Raw genomic sequence first — 18,796 nt, forward strand, 5'->3', positions numbered from 1 at the left:
GGTAGTGAACGGGCAAGAGCATTGTGTTTTCGAACTCCCTTGGGCGTGTTGACCTTTCGTGGCTAACGAAAGATCAACACGGCATAATAGTTATTCTATCTGTTTCTCAAATAAATTCTAATTCAACAGTAAATTCAATCAATTACTAGGGGCCTTTGCCATCCTAGCAACAGACCGTTAAAGCGGTGAATTAATTGCACCTAAATGAGGTTTTTTTGATATTTATTGGAGGTTGGTACGAAAAGAAGGTGAGAAGTAGCGTTTTTAATGATTAGGTTTTGAGCAAGCAATAAAAAAGGAGCCGTGAAGGCTCCTTAAATCAATATCTGGTGTCGATGATGGGTTAGTTTACCCAGTCACGAATTGTGTACGTTAGTGTGTGTACATCGTTTTTCAGTACTAGCGTATCGTTTGTTAGCGTTACGTCGCTCCACTCGCTTAGAGTAGCTGAAACCGATTGTTCGATTTCCATCGCTGAGCCCTGACACATTTTCATTGTCATGCCCATTTGTTTGATACGGAATTGACCGTCTTTCAGCTCACCTTGACCGAAGAAGTTGTTACAACCAGCCATGCCGTTTGCAGTCATCTTTTCGCCGATCTCTAGACGAGGAGCTGCTTGGTCTTCGCTTTTCACAATGTCCTTGCCATCAATTTGCGCAAGTTCCCAATTATGGTGCTGTAGATCGGTTGGTGTTACTTGCATCGCGTTGTCACCTGTTGTTGTGCATGCTGCTAGCATCATAGGTAAAGCGGCTACTGCTAGTAATTTTTTTGAACTAAACTTCATATTATAAGGCTCCAAAGGAAAGAACGAAGTTACCGAATAAGTGTAACTTGATGGGTTCAAAGTATAGTTTACAAAACACTATATGTGTCAGTATAAGGTCATAGTTTAGTATGGATTTCATGAGCTAGGCGACAAATTAATCGCTTATTTTTGAGATAGTAAGCGTAATTTTAAATGTGTAAGGAGGCACGGTGGAGCAGTTAGAGTTTTTCCAAGTTCCAAGCCCTTGCGTTGGGGTTTGTTCAAGCGATGACAAAGGCTATTGCAATGGTTGTATGCGCAAAAGAGAAGAGCGCTTTAATTGGATGTCGATGACACCGTCAGAACAATTGCACGTGATAAAGCTGTGTCGTCAGCGCTATAGACGAAAAATAATGAAGCAAAAAAACTTGGTTGGTAAGCAGGTCGATGAAGAGGGAAACACAAGTCCCCAAAGAGATCTTTTTGGCTAAAGAGGAAGTATTAAGATTTTATTTAACTCCGAAGTAACTATTACTTTACATAATGGTTGGGGTGTAATATTAAGGTAGGTACCTTTGTACCTGAAGGAGTGGTGTCGGTATGAATAAAAAGAACGTAAAACTCAAAAAAGAGCCAGTCAAAGCACTGGACCGAAAACCGATCGGGGCGAAAGATGACCCTGAAGAGACTCCGCGTGATTGGCATTCGATGTCAGAAGAAGAACGAATGGAAATCCTTTCTCACCTCTCAGACATGCCTTTCCAATAACACCACTGGTTCTCCAGAGTCTTGTTTAAAGCTCAGTTTTCAGAAACAAAAATGTGATTAAACAAACATGTGATTCGCTTTCGTTACACCACGATGGTACGTGCAAAATGTATCATCGGCCTCGGTGGTTTTACTGTGAATCTTAATGTTCGTGATCACTTCTACAGCCCCTGCATCGTAGCAAGCTTGTTCTGCTTTTTTAACGATATCGAGTAATTGGTTGAGTTCACCTTTCATCGTGGTTTCCATCGCACCGACTTGGAAAGGCACATCGGCAGCTTTCACAACTTCAATGGCTTTATCAACCACTTCGAAGTTGTTGCCTTCTTTAACGCGAGGTATCACTTGGAAGGCAACCATCACTTCTTTTTCTCTTTTTAACTCAGACACTTTCTGCTTACTCTAGGATAGGGAATTGTTGCAGATGATAGGTTAATGCGGAGACGAATTCTACAGCGGTTATGCTGGTTGGATTACTCTCTCTGTCCTACTTGTTACCCCAGTGGTCACTTACCCAACCACCTATGTGCTCATCAAAATGACTGCCACTGAACCTCTGGTTGCGTTCAACCGAAGTATCACAATCATCTCTATTATCTATTAGGGTTTGTATGTAGTTTGCCATCGGGTCATTGGAACGTTGACGATCTCGGCGGGTTGCCACTTCCTTAATCAGTTGTAATCGATATGTAGAGCTAGCACGTTTCATTTCAATGACCTCCTGTTGTAGACACTAATAGAAAAATCTAGTTGCCAGATATAGGGGCGTCAACGTGATTTAAGAGTATTTTTTTTGAGCAACCAAGAATCAATACCTTGGCATCATAATTCACAAAAGTGTCATTTAAGTTGGCAACTTTAGGTAAGTTTTTGGGTGTGAATTTATGTTTTGTTGCATATAAAAAAGCCCAGTACAAACTGGGCTGACCATTCTATTTCTGGCTGCTTAGCGCTATTTCTGGTTACTTGGAGCTATTTGGTTTGCTTTTAAATTGCTTAATGCTCTTCTTTTTGGCTGTTCTTCGATTGGCCATTTTATCTTTAGGTGGACGCTTGCGAGCGGTCGCTTCAGATGCAGGTTTGTCGGTAACAGGGAAACCTTCTAATGGTTGCAGCACTAACGGCTTATTGGTCAGGGTGCGAATTGCATTGAGGTAATCAGTTTCGCTGTGGCTAACCAGAGAGATCGCGAAGCCAGTATTTCCTGCTCTTGCTGTGCGACCAACGCGGTGTACATAAGTTGCTGCGTGTGACGGTAATTCGAAGTTGATCACGACAGGTAACTGATCAATATGAATGCCTCGAGCCATGACGTCTGTCGCGATAAGCACACGAGTCTCGCCATTTTTGAAACTTTCTAATGCTTGCTCTCGTTCTTCTTGGCTCTTATTTCCATGTAATGCACTCACACTGATTTTGGCTTTATTCAATCGTTTGGTTAATGCATCGGCATTGTCTTTTGCGCCAATAAATACCAATACTTGTGGCCATGTGTGTTGATTGAGTAGGGCAATGAGCGCTTGAGCTTTACTGCCTTTGTTCACTAAATACAGGGTTTCTTCAATAGCCGCGACCACGCTGTTTTCTTGGTGTGTCGTGACTTTAACTGGATTTGAAAGAAGCTCTTCAGCCTGACCTACTAATTCGGGCGGAAGTGTCGCAGAGAACAACAGTGACTGACGTTTGCTCGGTAGTGCTGCAGTAATCGCTTGAATATCTGGCCAAAAGCCCATGTCGATCAGGCGGTCGGCTTCATCAAGAACCAATGATGAACATTGAGCTACATCCAGTTCACCACTTTTGATTAAAGCAAGTAAGCGGCCCGGTGTGGCGATGGCTAATTGTGGTTTAGTCGATAATTGTTGCTGTTGATCATCAGTATTCACGCCGCCCGTTAGTGTTACCAGTTTGATATTGAGCGTTGTCGCGATCGGTTCTAAAGATTTGGTCACTTGAGATGCAAGTTCACGGGTTGGAACAATGATCAGTGCTTGCAGTTCATTTACATCTTGGTTGATGTTATTCAGTAAAGGTAAGCCGAACGCCAATGTTTTACCGCTGCCCGTTTGAGCCAATGCAAGTACGTCTTTCCCCGCAATAATGGTAGGAATTACCGCTTGCTGTATCTCTGTCGGCTTATTGAATTGAGATGGGAGCGCGGAGACGGTTTTTGCGTTAAGGGTTAGGCTAGCAAATGACATAAATGAACCAAGTATCAAAAGGGAGGTGGAGTCTAACAGGGCTACAAATGTTAGAGAATCAGTTTTGTATGTTAGACGATAAACACATTCATTATACGCGCGAATTATGTATGTTAGCCATACGCGATAATTAAGCGTTTATCATATTGTAATGGCACTGAATGGACGTACAATGTCCGCCCTAAAAATGTTCATGAAATGAGATCGAAATGAGTTTGGACAGTATCCGGCTGTTTATTGTTATCGTGTTTTTTATTGCCATTATTCCGGGCCCTAATGCGCTGTTGGTATTAAGCACAGCATTAACTCAAAGGAAGCTGTTCGCATTTGTGAACGTGTTGGGCGTGTCATGTGGTTTCTTTTTTCACGCATTTATCTCGGCCAACAGCATAAGCCTGTTATTGTCGAACACTCCCATGGCCTTTGAAGGGCTTAAGTGGGCTGGGGTTTTGTACCTTGTCTGGCTTGGGTATAACCATTTTCGTGCGGCGCTGCGCGCTCAAGAGGGCGTACTTTCAGTGGTAGGCGCATCGGGAAGTAAGCTTTATAACCAATTTTTCAAAGGGCTCCTTACTAATCTACTGAATCCTAAAATCGTCCTATTTTATCTTTCTATATTCCCTCAATTTGTGTCAAAAGATACGATTGTGTCAGACAGCCTAATGCTTGGTGGGATTCAAGCGATAGTGGTGTCGATGTGGTTTTTGGTTGTGATCTTAATGGCGGATACGTTTAAGCGCTTGTTGGTTCAAAAGCGTACCTCGCAAATGATGAACATCGTGTGTGGGGTTCTATTTGTGGGCTTCAGCATTCAGTTGGCGTTGTTTCAGCTTTAGGTTTAGAGCTTGATAGAAGCGTTAACCGATACGACTCATATCTCACTTTTCACTGAATCTTAGGGAATCCTTGTCTCTCGCATAAATGCCTAAAGCATTAGGTTATAAAGTCGATATAATTATCAGCTATCAATTTGGTGAATGTGTTTGTTTGAGACCAATTGAAGCCAAAGTCTATTGCTTGACCGAATAACAGAGACAGGGAGTCACTAATGCGTGAAGATTCATTCACCCAGAAACGCAAATATTACCGCTTAAAGTACCCTCAAAAGGCACGTCCGGTGATGCGAATTAAGGATGAGCTTTTTCATGTCAGTGAAGTTTCTGAAAAGGGCGTACGCCTGATGATGCGTAATATTATTCCGGTTTACCTCGGCTTTTCAATGGCAGGCACTTTAAGGTTACATGACAACAACAGTGTTGATATTAGCGGTGCTGTATTGCGACAAGAAGGTGACGAAGTGATCGTTCAGTTATCACAAGGCCCGAGCTTTAAAGATATGGTGTCTGAACAACGCCACATCAGACAGCGATACCCAGTATTTTTTGCTAGCCTCAGAGTGGCATAGAAAGCTTTTAAAGTTAGATTCACTCATTCAAACCGATATTAAAAAGCCCAGCACTTTTTCAAGTGCTGGGCTTTACTATATATGTAAGCAAACTAACGATACGGACAAACTAAGGAGTTTAGTCTGCCTATAGTTCGTTTTATAGCTCGTCTACTGTCGCCCAAACTGCGGCTAACATGTCGTGACCAAATGCAACGCTGCGTTCTGGAGACCAACCGTAAAGTTCGTCTGCGTGGCTGATGTGATCTTTAAATGGCATCTCGACTGTGTAAGCTAAACACTTGAACTGCTCACCAATCCAGTTTGTGCCAACCGTCATATTCGCTTTGCCCGGTTCGTCTTTATCGTAACCAAACTCATCTTGGAACTCTGGCGTGATAGTCAGCAGTGCTTGCTTGAAGTGATTTTCTAGTTTAGCAATGCGCTCGTTGTATGAAGGCGTGCCTTCGCTACCTGCTACAAAGTTATATGGGATCGCTTCGTCGCCGTGAATGTCTAGACACAGATCAACGCCCGTTTCTAGCATGCGCTCACGAACAAGGAATACTTCTGGGCTACGTTCCATAGAAGGCGATTGCCATTCACGGTTCAGGTTAACGCCAATCGCATTAGTACGAAGGTGACCGCGGATGCTGCCATCTGGGTTCATGTTAGGAACCACGCGGAAAACAACGCTGTCTAGCAGAGAACGACCTACTGTATCTGTTTCATCAAGCAGACGTTGAAGTAGACCTTCGATCAACCATTCAGCCATAGTCTCGCCAGGGTGTTGGCGACCTATAACCCAAATGTTTTTCTTCTCTTCACTTGGCTCACCAATGGTTAGCAAAGTGATGTCATTGTTGTCTAGCGTGTGGCCCAGAGTTTCAAGCTTACAAGCCGGGTGCGTTTGAGCACTGTGCAGAAGATCTTGGTGACGATCGTATGAGTAAGGCGCGAAGTACGCGAAGTACATTGAATCGTGCTCTGGAATGATGTCGAAGCTTAGTGTGTCGCCATCGAATTGAGATGGGATACGGAACCACTCTTCACGGTCGTACGATGCAACCACATCATAATCTTTCCAGCCTTCAGGATACGCCGATGTTGCCAGTTGACCGATTTCGAAGTGGTGTGCTTGTTGAGCATCGCTTTCTAAGCGGAAGTGAAACCACTGAGAGATTTCAGTCTGGTTGTCTGCTGGGATAGTCAGTTGAATGTTTTGTGGTGAATCTGCTGAAACGACGTGGATGTTGCCGCTTTCGAAATTGCTGAAAATTTTCATTGTAGTTTTTATCTCGTAGTTGAGTTGCCGTAAGATTAGCACAATTTTTTTCGAGCAAACCACTAACTAAATCGTAATGAGATGTTATTTCAACTATCCACTTTTTAGTTGTCTATTTTTGAACAACCCACTTTCCAACTATCGGCGCTGGCAAGTTGTACACCCACGGCAGGCAGAACGTGTGTGGCGATCTAACTTGCTACGTTGCACCTTGCAATAAGCGTTTTTCAATGCCCTTCGTCCAGAAAACCAATCATCAGGTTTCGCAAGAATCAGATAACCATTAAATCGTTTCACAAGCTCGACTCTATTTTGGTCGATGAACTTGCTATCAAAGTCAATCTCAAAGTAATCAAGCGCTTGTTCGATGGCAGTGAAACTCGCTATTTTTTGTTGGAATTCTGTTTGGCTCATGGGAAGTAGGTTTCTGTTCTGGTGACAACTATTGTATCGAGTTTACGATTTGTTTTATTGATTTTAGTTATGACTTACCTGGGTTTGAATCGTGGGCTTTTTAAACTTGAAGTGATCTTTTTAACTCTTTGAGGATTATAGATAAAGTATTAAAAAACTAAGACAGGACAGAACCAATGAATCGAATCAATCCAAAGAAACTACTTCGCAGTAAATGGACAGCCGTTAGCCCCGTGAAGAAAGAAAAGCACTTTATGGTCACAGAAGTTGAATTTGATGAAGGGGAGGTCGTGCGCTGCATGATAGAGGCGGTAATGACCAAACGAGAAGAAGACATCAATTGGCGAGAGCTTACAGATAATCAAAATTGGCTCCCAGGTTGGAAGTAGGACCGGAAGCCTGTTTGATTAGAATTTGTTGTTAATGGCTAACTAGCGTTTATCGGATGCTCGACGCTCGCTTTTGCCAGTATTTGAGCCCCTCTAACACACCCTCAGCGTGCGTTGCTGTGCTGGTGTACACATTGTCTCTGTCGGATAGGTGCGCCACTTCTGGATAATGGTTAGCAACCAATATCGAATTTACACCCTCTATCGTTAGCATGGATGTGTCGTTTGCAGAGTCGCCTGCTACACACACTTCTTCTACGCTCAAATCATGCTGCTTGAGCAGGTGATGAATCGCAGTAGCCTTATTGACGCCCTTTGGTGTGATGTCCAAATACCAGTCGTGGGAGTAGGTGAGGTGTACATCTAACCCGTGCAACTCCAAGCTTGATTCAATCAACTCATGTTGAGGTTCAGACAGCTTCCCTTCAAAAGTAATCTTGTAATCACCCTGATGATTTTCAAAGCGTTCGCCCATAAAGTCGAGTGGTGCGAGTGCTGTCTCTACTTTGGATTTGTTCCACGACGCTTCTAATTGATTGTGCCAAACATGATCGGGTTTTTGGGAGTGATCGTGATGAATTCTAGTGCCAACATCACTGATAATGCTGTGTGGTTTCGGGTAGTTATCAGACGCCAACCCAACACGAATTGACGGCAGAGTTCTTCCTGTCGCAATGATAAAACGAATATCAGGTTGCTCGGTTAGGTAGTTAAATAACTGATTCACCCCATGAGAAGAGCCTCCATCCAGCGTCCCGTCAAAGTCACACACCAGCATTTTTATCATTCGAATTCCTTGTCTTTTTCTCTAATTCATCGCGGGGAAATGTCAATTTCTTTTATAAAGAATGGCTCAGCAGTGAGGACTCTACAAGTTGTCTTTTAGCTTGGATAATCGACGTTTAATAGTTTGCAGCAAGTGTCACAGTTGGTGTGATGTTTTGAAACTCTTGGTTGAAAAGATCGATTTTATCTCGCTGACTTTAGCCAGTTCACCTTTGGATTTTATGTCGATGCCGAGTGTGGATCTTATCCCTGTAGCAGGGTGGATGATCAACTCTGAAGCGTCATTAAATCTTAATAAATAGTTTGTATTCGAATTATTTGTGCACGAACTATTTAATGCTATTCTTGGTCTGTTTCGCGTATTAATTGCTCAAATGTAAAATAAATATTCAATAATCTGTCAGTAAGTAACACATAATGTTGCAAGCGGCCCTGTTGCTTTAATATCTTTTGTTTTCAGTGTGTTGGGTGTTTTCTACTTTATTATTAATCATTAATTTTTCTAGGGGATTGGTGGTTTTGTGGGTGGGTTACAGTGCGATATCCCTTGATTTACACTGGTTATTTACTTAGAGTGCTAATCGTTTTTCGAGCTTAAATAACCATTTTTAAGTTAAAATAGCTAAGAAAGGATTAGATTATATGGATCCCATACTGGAAGTTAAGGGACTGTACAAGGTGTTTGGTGAAGACACCGACCGCGCTTTTACGATGATTAATCAAGGTGCGAACAAAGATAAAGTTTTCGAAGAAACAGGGCTAACGATCGGCGTTAACGATGTTTCTCTTAGTATTCAAGAAGGCGAGATTTTCGTCATAATGGGACTGTCAGGATCTGGCAAATCAACCCTAGTACGCCTTCTTAACCGCTTGATTGAACCTACCAAAGGCAATGTGCTTCTACGAGGCAAAGACATTGCCCACATCTCAGAAGATGAACTCCGCGAAGTCCGCCGCAACAACATTTCCATGGTTTTTCAAAATTTCGCATTGATGCCGCATATGACTGTGATCGAAAACACAGCGTTTGGCCTTGAGCTTGCGGGTGTCGATGTTGATAAACGAAAAGAGTCAGCACTGGCTGCGTTAGAGCGAGTAGGCCTTGGCGCGTATTCGGAGTCTTACCCAGATGAACTGTCTGGTGGTATGAAGCAGCGTGTTGGTTTGGCTCGTGCTTTAGCATGTGACCCGGACATTCTGTTAATGGACGAAGCGTTCTCTGCACTCGATCCACTGATCCGTACTGAAATGCAAGACGAGTTAATCCGACTTCAAAATGATGATAAGCGTACGATTGTTTTCATCTCGCATGATTTGGATGAAGCGATGCGTATCGGTGACCGAATCGCGATTATGCAAAATGGCGAAGTGGTTCAAGTCGGTACTCCTGACGAGATCTTAAACAGCCCAGCGAACGACTACGTTGAAGCTTTCTTCCGTGGTGTGAATGTCGCAAGTGTCCTTACGGTTAAAGACATCGCACGCAAGAAACCTGCAGCGGTATTTAAGAAATCTGAGCACGATGGTCCAGCTTCGGCTCTGCAAATCTTGATGGATAACGACCGTGAATATGGCATCGTTGTTGAGAAGAGCAGTCACTACTCAGGCATTGTTTCTATCGACTCCCTTCGCAAAGCCCACAAAGAGAACAAATCTTTGGTTAGCGCTCAGCTAAGTGATGGCTTAACTCTGAATCCAGATTTACCAATCAATGATGTGCTTGGCCTTGTTGGCGGTGTGCCTTATTCCGTTCCTGTTGTGGACGAGCAAGGTAATTACTTTGGCGTTGTGACTAAGTCACGACTGCTACAAACATTAGATAAGGGATAGATCATGTCGTCGGAACAAACAAATAATGACCCATGGTCGCAAGCAGCTCCGTCTACTCAGCCGGCAAGTGATCCTTGGGGCCAAACAACTGAGACCGCACCATCAGCGGATTGGCTAAGCAGTGAAACCGTTGAGGTTACGCCTTTTGACCCACTGAACCCTTTTGCTGAAGCTGTACTACCAGTCGATACTTGGGTTGAGTCTGGTCTTAATTGGTTGGTTGAACATGGACGCCCACTGTTTCAGGCGATACGTGTGCCCATCGATTTCATCCTAAGTTCATTTGAAACAGCACTGGTTTCTACGCCAGCACCATTCATGTTGATCATCTTGTTTTTAGTCGCATGGCAGTTTTCAAACTTGAAGCTTGGTGTTGCTACCGCAGTATCCTTGACGTTCATTGGCTTGATTGGCGCTTGGTCTGAAGCCATGACTACGCTTTCGTTGGTGATGACATCGGTCTTCTTCTGTCTGTTGATTGGCTTACCCATGGGGATATGGCTCGCCCGCAGCAACACGGCGGCTAAATTCGTTCGTCCAATTCTGGATGCCATGCAAACCACGCCTGCCTTTGTTTATCTCGTACCAATCGTCATGTTGTTTGGTATCGGTAACGTGCCGGGTGTTGTTGTAACCATCATATTCGCACTGCCGCCAGTGGTACGTTTAACCATCTTAGGTATTCAGCAAGTACCGGAAGAGTTGATCGAAGCCGGTCACTCATTTGGCGCAAGCAAAAAGCAGATGCTTTATCGAATTCAATTGCCATTAGCACTGCCAACCATCATGGCGGGCGTAAACCAAACACTGATGCTGTCACTGTCGATGGTGGTTATCGCGTCAATGATTGCGGTAGGTGGTCTCGGTCAAATGGTACTGAGAGGTATCGGCCGTTTAGATATGGGACTGGCTGCTGTTGGTGGTTTAGGCATCGTTATCTTAGCCATCTTATTAGACAGAATCACCCAAGTACTGGGTGTCAATGCTGGTAATACAAAATTACGCTGGTATCGCATGGGACCTGTTTCCCTTGTACTGAATGTACTTAATCGCGGTAACAAATCAGAACTTCAATTAAGGAAAAACACCAATGAATAATTCATGGAAGAGTAAACTCGCAGTAAGCATCGTTTCTACATTAGCGGTATCGACTAACGTGTGGGCAGCAAGCCTACCGGGTGATGGCGTATCAGTTCAGCCTGTTCAATCGTCTGTAGCGGAAGAGACATTCCAAACATTGATCGTTAACCGTGCTCTAGAAGAACTGGGTTATGACGTGAAATCAAATCAAGAAGTGGACTACAACGTAGGCTACACCTCGATTGCAAAGGGTGACGCAACGTTCCTAACGGTAGGTTGGTTCCCGCTTCATGCTGATAAATACACAATGGCAGGTGGTGATGAGAAATTCTACCGTGAAGGCCAATATGTAAGCGGCGCTGCTCAAGGTTACCTAATTGATAAGAAAACGGCTGAAAAGTACAACATCACCAACATTGGTCAATTAACTGATCCAAAAATCGCGAAGCTGTTTGATGCGGACGGTGATGGCAAAGCAGACCTAACAGGCTGTAACCCAGGTTGGGGTTGTGAGATGGTGATTGAACACCAACTTTCAGCGTTCAAACTGGACGATACGGTAACTCACAACCAAGGTAACTACGCTGCAATCATTGCAGATACAATTTCTCGTTACCAAAAGGGTGAATCAATCCTTTACTACACGTGGACACCATACTGGGTGAGTGGCGTATTGGTGCCTAACGAAGATGTAGTATGGCTAGAAGTGCCATTCTCTTCACTTCCTGGTGAGCGTGCGAATGTTGATACTACTTTGTCTAATGGTAAAAACTACGGCTTCGAAATGAACTCAATGCGCATTATTGCGAACAAAGAGTTTGCTAAGAACAACCCGTCAGCAGCGAAGCTTTTCGAAATCATCAAACTTAACATCAATGATGTAAGTGCTCAGAACATGATGATGAGCAAAGGTAAAAACAGCTCTGCTGATATCGAAGCACACGTTAACGGTTGGATCAAAGCGAACCAAAATACGTTTGATGCTTGGATTGCTGAAGCAAAGCAAGCTTCACTATAACGGTTACTCACACTTGGTCTAGCTAGCCTAACATTTTGACTAGATACTATGAGCGTGTTTTGTGATTGTGTAGATTTACTAAGTCGCTTTCAAATGAAGTGATAAAGCGACAAGAGTGAACATTAAAAAAGCCAGCAGTCCAATTTGGATTGCTGGCTTTTTGTTTTCTGTTTCTATTCTTGAGCTTCTAGCTTCTAGCTTCTAGCTTCTAGCTCTAGCGTTCGCCTTGAACTTCGAAGTTGTCGCTGACTAAGCGAGCGCAGCCATCGGCTTCAAGTGCCCAGTGTTCATGATGTACAACGCCAAACGCTTTGTTCATTGTCCAACTCGCGGTAAGAATGTAACCGCCGTCTGGGTGCTCTTCCCATTTTACATCGGTGTAATCAACGTCTTTGAAACCTTGGTCGATGATGTTTTGCCAAAATGCTTGAATCGCTTCATGACCTTCAAAAGTACCAAATGGACGCGCTTCCATTACACAGCTTTTAGTATATTGATCGGCACAACCTTTCGCATCTTGGTTGTTGAAAGCCTTTTGCCACGCGTTAATGCCTTGCTTACATGCTTCTAAAATTTGGTTGTCTAACATTGTCTTTCTCCATAACAGTCTTGTTTCGAGCACTGTCTTTTTTATTTGGTATTTCGATAAGTTGAATTGAGTTTAGTCTTGGAAATTGATTTTAAAAACAGAGATAATGGAAAATACTGTTTGTAAAAAGAGAACAATAAGATGAGTAAGCTAAAGCAGATGTCGATTTTCGCTCATATCGTAGATCAGGGTTCAGTCTCGGCTGCGGCTGAAAAGTTAGAGTTGTCTAAATCTGTCGTCAGTCAACATCTCAAAATTCTAGAACAAGAGTTAGGCGCCTCTCTCCTTAAACGCACAACACGAAGACAAACTTTGACAAGCATGGGTGAGCGCTTTTATTTGAGTTGCAAAGACATCAATGTGATCGCTGAATCGGCTTGGGATATGGCAAAAGCCGAGCTAGAAGAGCCACAAGGCCGGATTCGTATCACAGCTCCGAATGCCTTGATGGATTTATTGGTAGCGCCTGTTATTGCCGATCTGATGAAACAATATCCGAAGTTAAAGCCAGAACTGATAAGCGACGATCAGCATTTAGACTTCATGGAGCACGATATTGATCTCGCGGTACGAGTGGGCAGTTCTCGTGACAGTAACTTAAAGCAAAAGCGTTTAGGTGAGTTTAAAGATGTGTTATGTGGCGTTGAAAGCATGCTCTTTCGTGAGCTTAAATCTATTCCTTACATCGCAAACTCTTGGCAGGGAAAACAGGTGACTCATCACTTTAGTTCGCAAAATGAACAAGACTTTATTTACCAACAGCCAGCCAGCTGCATTACGAACTCCTTTCACAGTTGTCTCGCTTTGATTAAATCTGGCGTCGGTATCGGCGCTATTCCAGACTTTTACCTTCATCAGCTATCCGGTGAGGTGGTCGACATGATGCCAAGCTTTCAATTACCCACTAACACGGTTTATGCGCTAAACCCATTCGCTTCAAATACGCCTATCGCCATCAAGCTGTGTATCCAAGCGTTGGAGGAAAAGCTCAAGTGTAATTTGGTTTAAAGCTTCTCGTTATAATGCTGTCTTATTAGATGATGTGTTTGGTATAAGAATGGTTCATGTCACATAGTTATTTATTTGTAATATAATAATTCATTATTGTGATGTTTGTTCAACTTGTCGTACAAATATTGTCCTATAGTGGTTCTCGTTACTTCGGTAACACCCTACAAAATATGGAATAAATAATATACGTGAAACATATCATGGAGACTTGTATGACCTTTAAACCTTGCAAACTCACTTCTTGCAAACCTCGAACTCACCAATTTAAACCTTACAAACAATTGTCGTGCGCGGTTCTTTTAGCGATGGCTACTTATGGCGTATCGGCTGAAACACTGAACATTCAATCCGCATCAGACTGGGGCGGAGCGCACAGCTCTTACCCAGCATCGAATACGATTGATGGCAGTACTGATTGGTCATCACGTTGGGCAGCTCAGAATGCGCCCGTTAATTTAGTGCTCGACCTGGGATCAGTACAAAATGTTCAAGACGTCGCGATAGCTTGGGGTAAAGGTGAAGAGCAAACTTATAAATTCGAGATCAGAGCGCTAGCTGATGAAAGTTCAAGTAGCTGGGACAAGGTTTACTATGGATATAGTAGTGGCAGCACATCTGGTTTTGAAACCTACGATGTGACGGATGTTCAAGCTCGTTGGATTCGTATCAAAGTCTTTGAAAACAGCGCGGAAAGTGTTTGGACGAATATTACTGAAGTCGAAATCAGTGGCAACGATAGCCCTGACTACGGACTCGATCCAAACCTACCGCCATCAGGCAACTTCGACTTACTGGATTGGTATGTGAGCATTCCCGTTGATGAAGGTGATGGCTACGCGACTTCTATCAAAGAGAACACGCTTGATGCGGGTTATGAAGACCAATTCTTCTATACCGGTAGTGATGGTGGCTTGGTGTTCTACACACCTGTCGAAGGTGTGACAACATCTAGCGGAACAAAATATGTTCGTACCGAATTAAGAGAAATGCTTCGTCGCGGTGATACCTCTTACTCCACCTCGGGTAAAGACAATAACTGGGCGTTTTCGTCTATTCCATCGAGTGACCAGTCTGACTTTGGTGGTATCGACGGGACGTTAAATGCGACGTTAGCTATCAATCATGTGACGACAACTACTTCGAACACTGAACAAGTGGGTCGAATCGTGATTGGCCAGATCCACGCTGAGAAAAACGAACCTATTCGTCTGTACTACCATAAACTGCCAGGTAACGACAAAGGCGCAATCTACTTCGCTCATGAAACCTCGAAATCGAACGGTGGCGATGAAACTTGGCATAACCTTTTAGGTAACATGGTAACTTCTGACGGTGACTTAAACAGCACTAGCAACCCAAGTGGCGGAATTGCACTCGATGAAACCTTCTCGTATTCCATTGTTGTTGAAGGTGACAAGTTGATTACTACCATTAGTCAAAATGGCTCAGAATTGGCGGCAAAAGAAGTGGATATGAGTAACAGCGGTTATGACGATGCAGATAACTACATGTACTTCAAAGCAGGTATCTATTTGCAAGATAACTCAAGTGACGACAGCGATTATGCGCAAGTGACTTTCTATCAGTTAAACAACAATCACAACTGATCACGCTGTAAATAGTGCGTGACTACGGCAACGAGTTAAATCGTTGCCGTTTGTATTCGTTCAATGATTAAAAGGAGGTGGCCAATTGGTCATCTTTTCTTTTATCTTTCTACCTCTCATTTCTACCATACTGTATTTGTTTAATTGGGTGCATATTGGCAAAAAATCCAACCCTTACTTATAGTTAGTCTTAGTGTCTAGTTGCTTATCAACCGCTAAGAGGTGCCGTTATTGTCTGATCTTTGTACCAAGTCATGCATCGAATGTGAGTTAGTCAGTCAGTTCCGGGAATTACCTTCGGGCAGTGAGGCGTCTTGCCCTCGTTGTCATCATACATTGTGCAGCATCGGTGCGAGTAAGGGACAAGGAGTGATGGCCTACGCAGTGGCCAGTTTGATCACACTCGTGATGAGTCTTACTTTTCCCTACATGTCATTTAGCGTCCAAGGTATCAGTCAACAAATAACCCTTTATCAAGCCGTGGATATGATGAATAGGTTAGATAATTCACTGATTGCCGCGCTCTTATTTCTTGCCGTTATTTTCCTGCCTGCTTATTTTCTGATTAGCGCGATCTGGTTCTATTCGTTGACTGAAAAAAGGCGCACCCACTCGCCGAACCTAAGCCGTTTAGCGATCTTCATTTTAAAGACCTTGAGCTGGGTTAAACCGTGGCTCATGGTGGATGTATTTTTGATTGGTGTGTTGGTTAGTTTGATTAAAATAGCAGCACTAGCCGATGTCTCTATGGGCATATCGTTTTGGGCATTTGGTATCTACGCTATGCTGGTGGTCAAAACCATTTCGTTGGTTGATTTTGATTGGATCTGGGACCGATTGATCCCACCTAAGCCGTTGCATGAATCGGTAACGGGTAGCCTTTTTCAAAAGCATGAGCATTTGGTTTGTCATGTTTGTGGGCAGGTTCACTTGTATGATGACCAACTTAGTCAATGCTCTCGTTGTCATGTTCACCTACACCGATTTAATCCGACCAAAAACCTTCAGATAGCGTGGGCTCTATTACTCACATCCATTATTTTTTACATCCCGGCAAACCTATACCCAATGATGTATACGTCTGCATTCGGGACGAGTGAAGGTTCAACCATCATCGAAGGTGTCATCATTCTGTGGAATATGGGGTCATACCCAGTCGCTTTGATCATCTTGCTTGCCAGTGTGTTTATACCGATGGCAAAAATGATTGCGCTCGCATACTTGTATTGGAATGCAAAAAGGGTTCAGGGCTTACCTGTTGATGAAGCGACTCGATTTCTCAAAATATACCGTGTTACTGAGTTTATTGGTCGGTGGTCAATGATAGATATTTTTGTGGTTGCCATTCTGGTTGCCTTGGTTCAATTAGACGGATTGATGGCGATTTATCCTGGGCCTGCTGCTTTGTCTTTTGCTGCCGTCGTCATTTTCACTATGTTGTCGGCAATGATTTTTGATTCTCGAATTATATGGAAATAATCTCTCGGTAGAGGTGTGGGGTATATGGAAAAACAAAGCGCGTCAGATGCGAAAGTATCAAAAAAAATGAATTGTCTCCGGTCTGGATTGTGCCCATTATCGCGGTTCTGGTCGGCTGTTGGATGTTGTTTCAGTACTTCAACAATCGCGGACCAGAGATCACTTTGATCTTGCCTGATGCTTCAGGTATCGAAGCTGGAAAGACAGCAATTAAGTCTAAAAATGTACATGTGGGCACTATTACGGATGTCGCGCTGAGTGAAAATTACGAATACATCATAGCCAAAGCTCAGATAGACAAGAAAGCCTCACGCATGATCAATAAAGAAACCCAATTTTGGGTGGTTGAGCCCCATGTCGGCACCGATGGCATTAGTGGGCTTGAGACCATTTTGTCGGGGTCGTACATTGAGTTGAAGCCGGGTAAATCGAGTGAGTCTCAATTGAAGTTCGATGTATTAGACACACCACCCGTCGCGGGACCAGATACCAAAGGAATTCGTGTGGTGGTTTCACATAATAAGGCCAATCAACTGCGTGTAGGAGAACCTGTCTTGCATCATGGCTTCGTGGTGGGTCGGGTTGAGAAAACAAGCTTTGACTATGAAAAGAAAGAGGGTAAATACCAACTGTTTATCTTTGCACCTTATGATGGCCTGATTTTCGAAAAAACGCAGTTTTGGCTATCTTCTGGAATCGATGTGAAGTTTGGTGCGAATGGTTTAGACGCTAACTTTGCGTCAATAGAAAGCATCCTGACTGGCGGTGTGAGCTTTGATGTAGCCGAAAGTATTAAGCCTGGATTGCAGATAAAAGAGAACCTTCAAGAGTACATTCTGTACGACAATTACGACGCGGTTTTACAAGGTAAGTACACGACATCGATCGAGTATGTGTTGCTATTTGAAGAATCGGTTCGAGGTTTAAGGAAAGGGGCTCCAGTGGAGTATCGAGGTGTCAGGATTGGCACTGTGGATACGGTGCCGTTACAAATTCGCATGGATAAAGATGGCAAGGTCTCGAACCGTATTCCTATCTTAATCAAGCTGGAAATAGAACGAGTTTCTGAAGTCTTTAGAGCCGTGAATGCCGAAGCCTTTGCTGAACGCGTCAAGCTGCAAATGGGCGAAGGGTTAAGAGCAACCTTGAAAACGGGTAACTTGCTCACGGGAGCGCTGTTTGTCGACATTAATTTTTATGAAGATGAGGAGACTTACGAACCCAGAGAATTTGATGGTTACCCTGTGTTCCCGGTTGTCGCGGGTGGTCTAACCGAAATTCAAAATCAGATCACCGATTTCCTAACCAAGATTAACGAGCTACCGTTAGACGCGACTATCGCCAATTTAAACGGATCGCTTGCATCATTAGATACTACCTTGAAGAGTGTCGATCAACTGATGGGTAGTGAGGGCGCAAAAGCGTTACCACAAGATCTGAGTGACACCATGAAGCAACTTGAGGCGACATTAGAAAGTTACGATGATGACTCCGACGCTTACAAGCGATTGATCAGTGCATCTGAAGAGTTAGAACATGTGTTAAAAGAGCTTCGCCCACTGATTAAAGTACTGAACGACAAACCCAATGCGTTAGTGTTTGGTAGCGAAGTAGAAGAAGACCCGATTCCAGTTAAGGGAGTGGAATAATGAGAAAGCAATTTATATCACTGGTTGTGTCAGTTGGGCTCTTGGGGTGCGCAGCGCCTACTGATGGTACTAACGCCTACCTCTTGCCTGAAAGTACATTGGATAAGCCCATCTTTAAGGTCAAAACTAGTGTTGATTTGCCGGATTACCTCGACACGATAGGAATAGCTTATCGCAAGTCTGAAAATGAATTGGTGTCTGCGCGTAAACACGTTTGGGCGGAAAACCTTGAAGGGTTGCTTGAAGAGCGAGTCAATACTTCTGATACATCGGGAGAGCCTGAAAGAGAGTTGACGATAACCTTTGAGCAGTTCAATGGTTCTTATACCGGAAACGCAGAAGTGAAAGGAACTTGGGTATTGAGCGAGCAAGGCTCAGAGCTCGCGCGTGCCGACTTCGAATCAAAAGTACCGTTGAAAGAAGCAGGTTATGAAGCACTTGTTGAAGCCCTAGGTGAAGGGTTAGATGAGGTGTTATCTGAGATACAGACGCAATTGCCTTAGGTGTCTGTCTGTGTGAATACCGCTGGTAGTTATCTGGCTAATTGACTTATTC

Annotated in this window: 21 protein-coding genes; 13 read left to right on the forward strand and 8 right to left on the reverse strand. The window is 43.6% G+C overall.

Translation table 11 applies throughout. The features are described 5' to 3' along the window. Window positions 1-343: 343 nt before the first annotated feature. Window positions 344-790, reverse strand: coding sequence for an META domain-containing protein (locus tag ACED45_RS01955; protein WP_102431610.1), 447 nt, complete (start codon window positions 788-790; stop codon window positions 344-346). Between the two features lie 191 nt (window positions 791-981). On the opposite strand from ACED45_RS01955, the gene ACED45_RS01960 reads away from it, so the two are divergent. Both ACED45_RS01960 and ACED45_RS01965 read left to right on the forward strand, forming a co-directional pair. Then, window positions 982-1,242, forward strand: coding sequence for a DUF1289 domain-containing protein (locus tag ACED45_RS01960; protein WP_048609553.1), 261 nt, complete (start codon window positions 982-984; stop codon window positions 1,240-1,242). 109 nt (window positions 1,243-1,351) lie between these two features. Beyond that, entirely contained in the window at window positions 1,352-1,519 is a 168-nt protein-coding gene (locus tag ACED45_RS01965; RefSeq protein WP_009846446.1) for a hypothetical protein, read from the forward strand. Window positions 1,520-1,576: 57 nt separating this feature from the next. On the opposite strand, the gene ACED45_RS01970 is transcribed toward ACED45_RS01965, so the two are convergent. From ACED45_RS01970 to ACED45_RS01980, 3 genes are all read right to left on the reverse strand, one after another. Beyond that, entirely contained in the window at window positions 1,577-1,879 is a 303-nt protein-coding gene (locus ACED45_RS01970; protein ID WP_017065764.1) for a thiamine-binding protein, read from the reverse strand. 127 nt (window positions 1,880-2,006) lie between these two features. Next, complete coding sequence (locus ACED45_RS01975) at window positions 2,007-2,228, reverse strand: hypothetical protein (RefSeq protein WP_102480781.1); 222 nt, start codon at window positions 2,226-2,228, stop codon at window positions 2,007-2,009. A gap of 253 nt (window positions 2,229-2,481) precedes the next feature. Next, window positions 2,482-3,720: a DEAD/DEAH box helicase gene (locus ACED45_RS01980; RefSeq protein WP_102480782.1), complete on the reverse strand. Its 1,239-nt coding sequence runs from the start codon at window positions 3,718-3,720 to the stop codon at window positions 2,482-2,484. 209 nt (window positions 3,721-3,929) lie between these two features. On the opposite strand from ACED45_RS01980, the gene ACED45_RS01985 reads away from it, so the two are divergent. Together ACED45_RS01985 and ACED45_RS01990 are read left to right on the forward strand one after the other, a co-directional pair. After that, complete coding sequence (locus ACED45_RS01985) at window positions 3,930-4,556, forward strand: LysE family translocator (RefSeq protein WP_136985074.1); 627 nt, start codon at window positions 3,930-3,932, stop codon at window positions 4,554-4,556. A 212-nt stretch (window positions 4,557-4,768) separates the two neighbouring features. Beyond that, entirely contained in the window at window positions 4,769-5,125 is a 357-nt protein-coding gene (locus tag ACED45_RS01990; protein ID WP_371713226.1) for a PilZ domain-containing protein, read from the forward strand. A gap of 139 nt (window positions 5,126-5,264) precedes the next feature. Here the strand turns inward: ACED45_RS01990 and ACED45_RS01995 are convergent, their stop codons facing one another. Together ACED45_RS01995 and ACED45_RS02000 are read right to left on the reverse strand one after the other, a co-directional pair. Continuing rightward, on the reverse strand, window positions 5,265-6,389 hold the full coding sequence (locus ACED45_RS01995; protein WP_048658353.1) for a M14 family metallopeptidase: 1,125 nt from the start codon (window positions 6,387-6,389) through the stop codon (window positions 5,265-5,267). Window positions 6,390-6,527: 138 nt separating this feature from the next. Beyond that, a complete protein-coding gene (locus ACED45_RS02000; protein ID WP_371713227.1) occupies window positions 6,528-6,803 on the reverse strand; it encodes a nitrogenase-stabilizing/protective protein NifW in 276 nt (91 codons plus the stop codon). 176 nt (window positions 6,804-6,979) lie between these two features. On the opposite strand from ACED45_RS02000, the gene ACED45_RS02005 reads away from it, so the two are divergent. Next, the gene (locus tag ACED45_RS02005) at window positions 6,980-7,192 is read left to right on the forward strand and encodes a TIGR02450 family Trp-rich protein (protein WP_102431639.1); all 213 of its coding nucleotides are present in this window, start codon (window positions 6,980-6,982) and stop codon (window positions 7,190-7,192) included. Between the two features lie 49 nt (window positions 7,193-7,241). Here the strand turns inward: ACED45_RS02005 and ACED45_RS02010 are convergent, their stop codons facing one another. Next, the gene (locus ACED45_RS02010) at window positions 7,242-7,979 is read right to left on the reverse strand and encodes an HAD-IIB family hydrolase (protein ID WP_102431619.1); all 738 of its coding nucleotides are present in this window, start codon (window positions 7,977-7,979) and stop codon (window positions 7,242-7,244) included. 641 nt (window positions 7,980-8,620) lie between these two features. On the opposite strand from ACED45_RS02010, the gene proV reads away from it, so the two are divergent. The 3 genes from proV to proX are packed head-to-tail and all read left to right on the forward strand — an operon-like array spanning window position 8,621 to window position 11,906. Then, window positions 8,621-9,808, forward strand: coding sequence for a glycine betaine/L-proline ABC transporter ATP-binding protein ProV (proV, locus tag ACED45_RS02015; protein ID WP_371713228.1), 1,188 nt, complete (start codon window positions 8,621-8,623; stop codon window positions 9,806-9,808). A gap of 3 nt (window positions 9,809-9,811) precedes the next feature. Beyond that, complete coding sequence (gene proW, locus ACED45_RS02020) at window positions 9,812-10,906, forward strand: glycine betaine/L-proline ABC transporter permease ProW (RefSeq protein ID WP_371713229.1); 1,095 nt, start codon at window positions 9,812-9,814, stop codon at window positions 10,904-10,906. After that, the gene (gene proX / locus ACED45_RS02025) at window positions 10,899-11,906 is read left to right on the forward strand and encodes a glycine betaine/L-proline ABC transporter substrate-binding protein ProX (protein WP_371713230.1); all 1,008 of its coding nucleotides are present in this window, start codon (window positions 10,899-10,901) and stop codon (window positions 11,904-11,906) included. The genes proW and proX overlap by 8 nt, the downstream gene beginning before the upstream one ends. Window positions 11,907-12,120: 214 nt before the next feature. Here the strand turns inward: proX and ACED45_RS02030 are convergent, their stop codons facing one another. After that, the gene (locus ACED45_RS02030; protein WP_017060338.1) at window positions 12,121-12,495 is read right to left on the reverse strand and encodes a YybH family protein; all 375 of its coding nucleotides are present in this window, start codon (window positions 12,493-12,495) and stop codon (window positions 12,121-12,123) included. A 141-nt stretch (window positions 12,496-12,636) separates the two neighbouring features. Here ACED45_RS02030 and ACED45_RS02035 point away from each other — a divergent pair, with 141 nt between their 5' ends. From ACED45_RS02035 to ACED45_RS02055, 5 genes are all read left to right on the forward strand, one after another. Further along, a complete protein-coding gene (locus ACED45_RS02035) occupies window positions 12,637-13,503 on the forward strand; it encodes a LysR family transcriptional regulator (protein ID WP_371713231.1) in 867 nt (288 codons plus the stop codon). Window positions 13,504-13,718: 215 nt separating this feature from the next. Continuing rightward, on the forward strand, window positions 13,719-15,113 hold the full coding sequence (locus tag ACED45_RS02040) for a polysaccharide lyase family 7 protein (protein ID WP_102575545.1): 1,395 nt from the start codon (window positions 13,719-13,721) through the stop codon (window positions 15,111-15,113). Between the two features lie 231 nt (window positions 15,114-15,344). Next, the gene (locus ACED45_RS02045) at window positions 15,345-16,592 is read left to right on the forward strand and encodes a PqiA/YebS family transporter subunit (RefSeq protein WP_371713232.1); all 1,248 of its coding nucleotides are present in this window, start codon (window positions 15,345-15,347) and stop codon (window positions 16,590-16,592) included. An 89-nt stretch (window positions 16,593-16,681) separates the two neighbouring features. Further along, complete coding sequence (pqiB, locus tag ACED45_RS02050) at window positions 16,682-18,241, forward strand: intermembrane transport protein PqiB (RefSeq protein ID WP_371713233.1); 1,560 nt, start codon at window positions 16,682-16,684, stop codon at window positions 18,239-18,241. Next, a complete protein-coding gene (locus ACED45_RS02055) occupies window positions 18,241-18,744 on the forward strand; it encodes a PqiC family protein (protein WP_054541021.1) in 504 nt (167 codons plus the stop codon). Before pqiB ends, ACED45_RS02055 begins: the two co-directional genes overlap by 1 nt. Window positions 18,745-18,796 lie beyond the last annotated feature (52 nt).

It is taken from the genome of Vibrio crassostreae (genome assembly GCF_041439375.1).
Classification (GTDB): domain Bacteria; phylum Pseudomonadota; class Gammaproteobacteria; order Enterobacterales; family Vibrionaceae; genus Vibrio; species Vibrio crassostreae_D.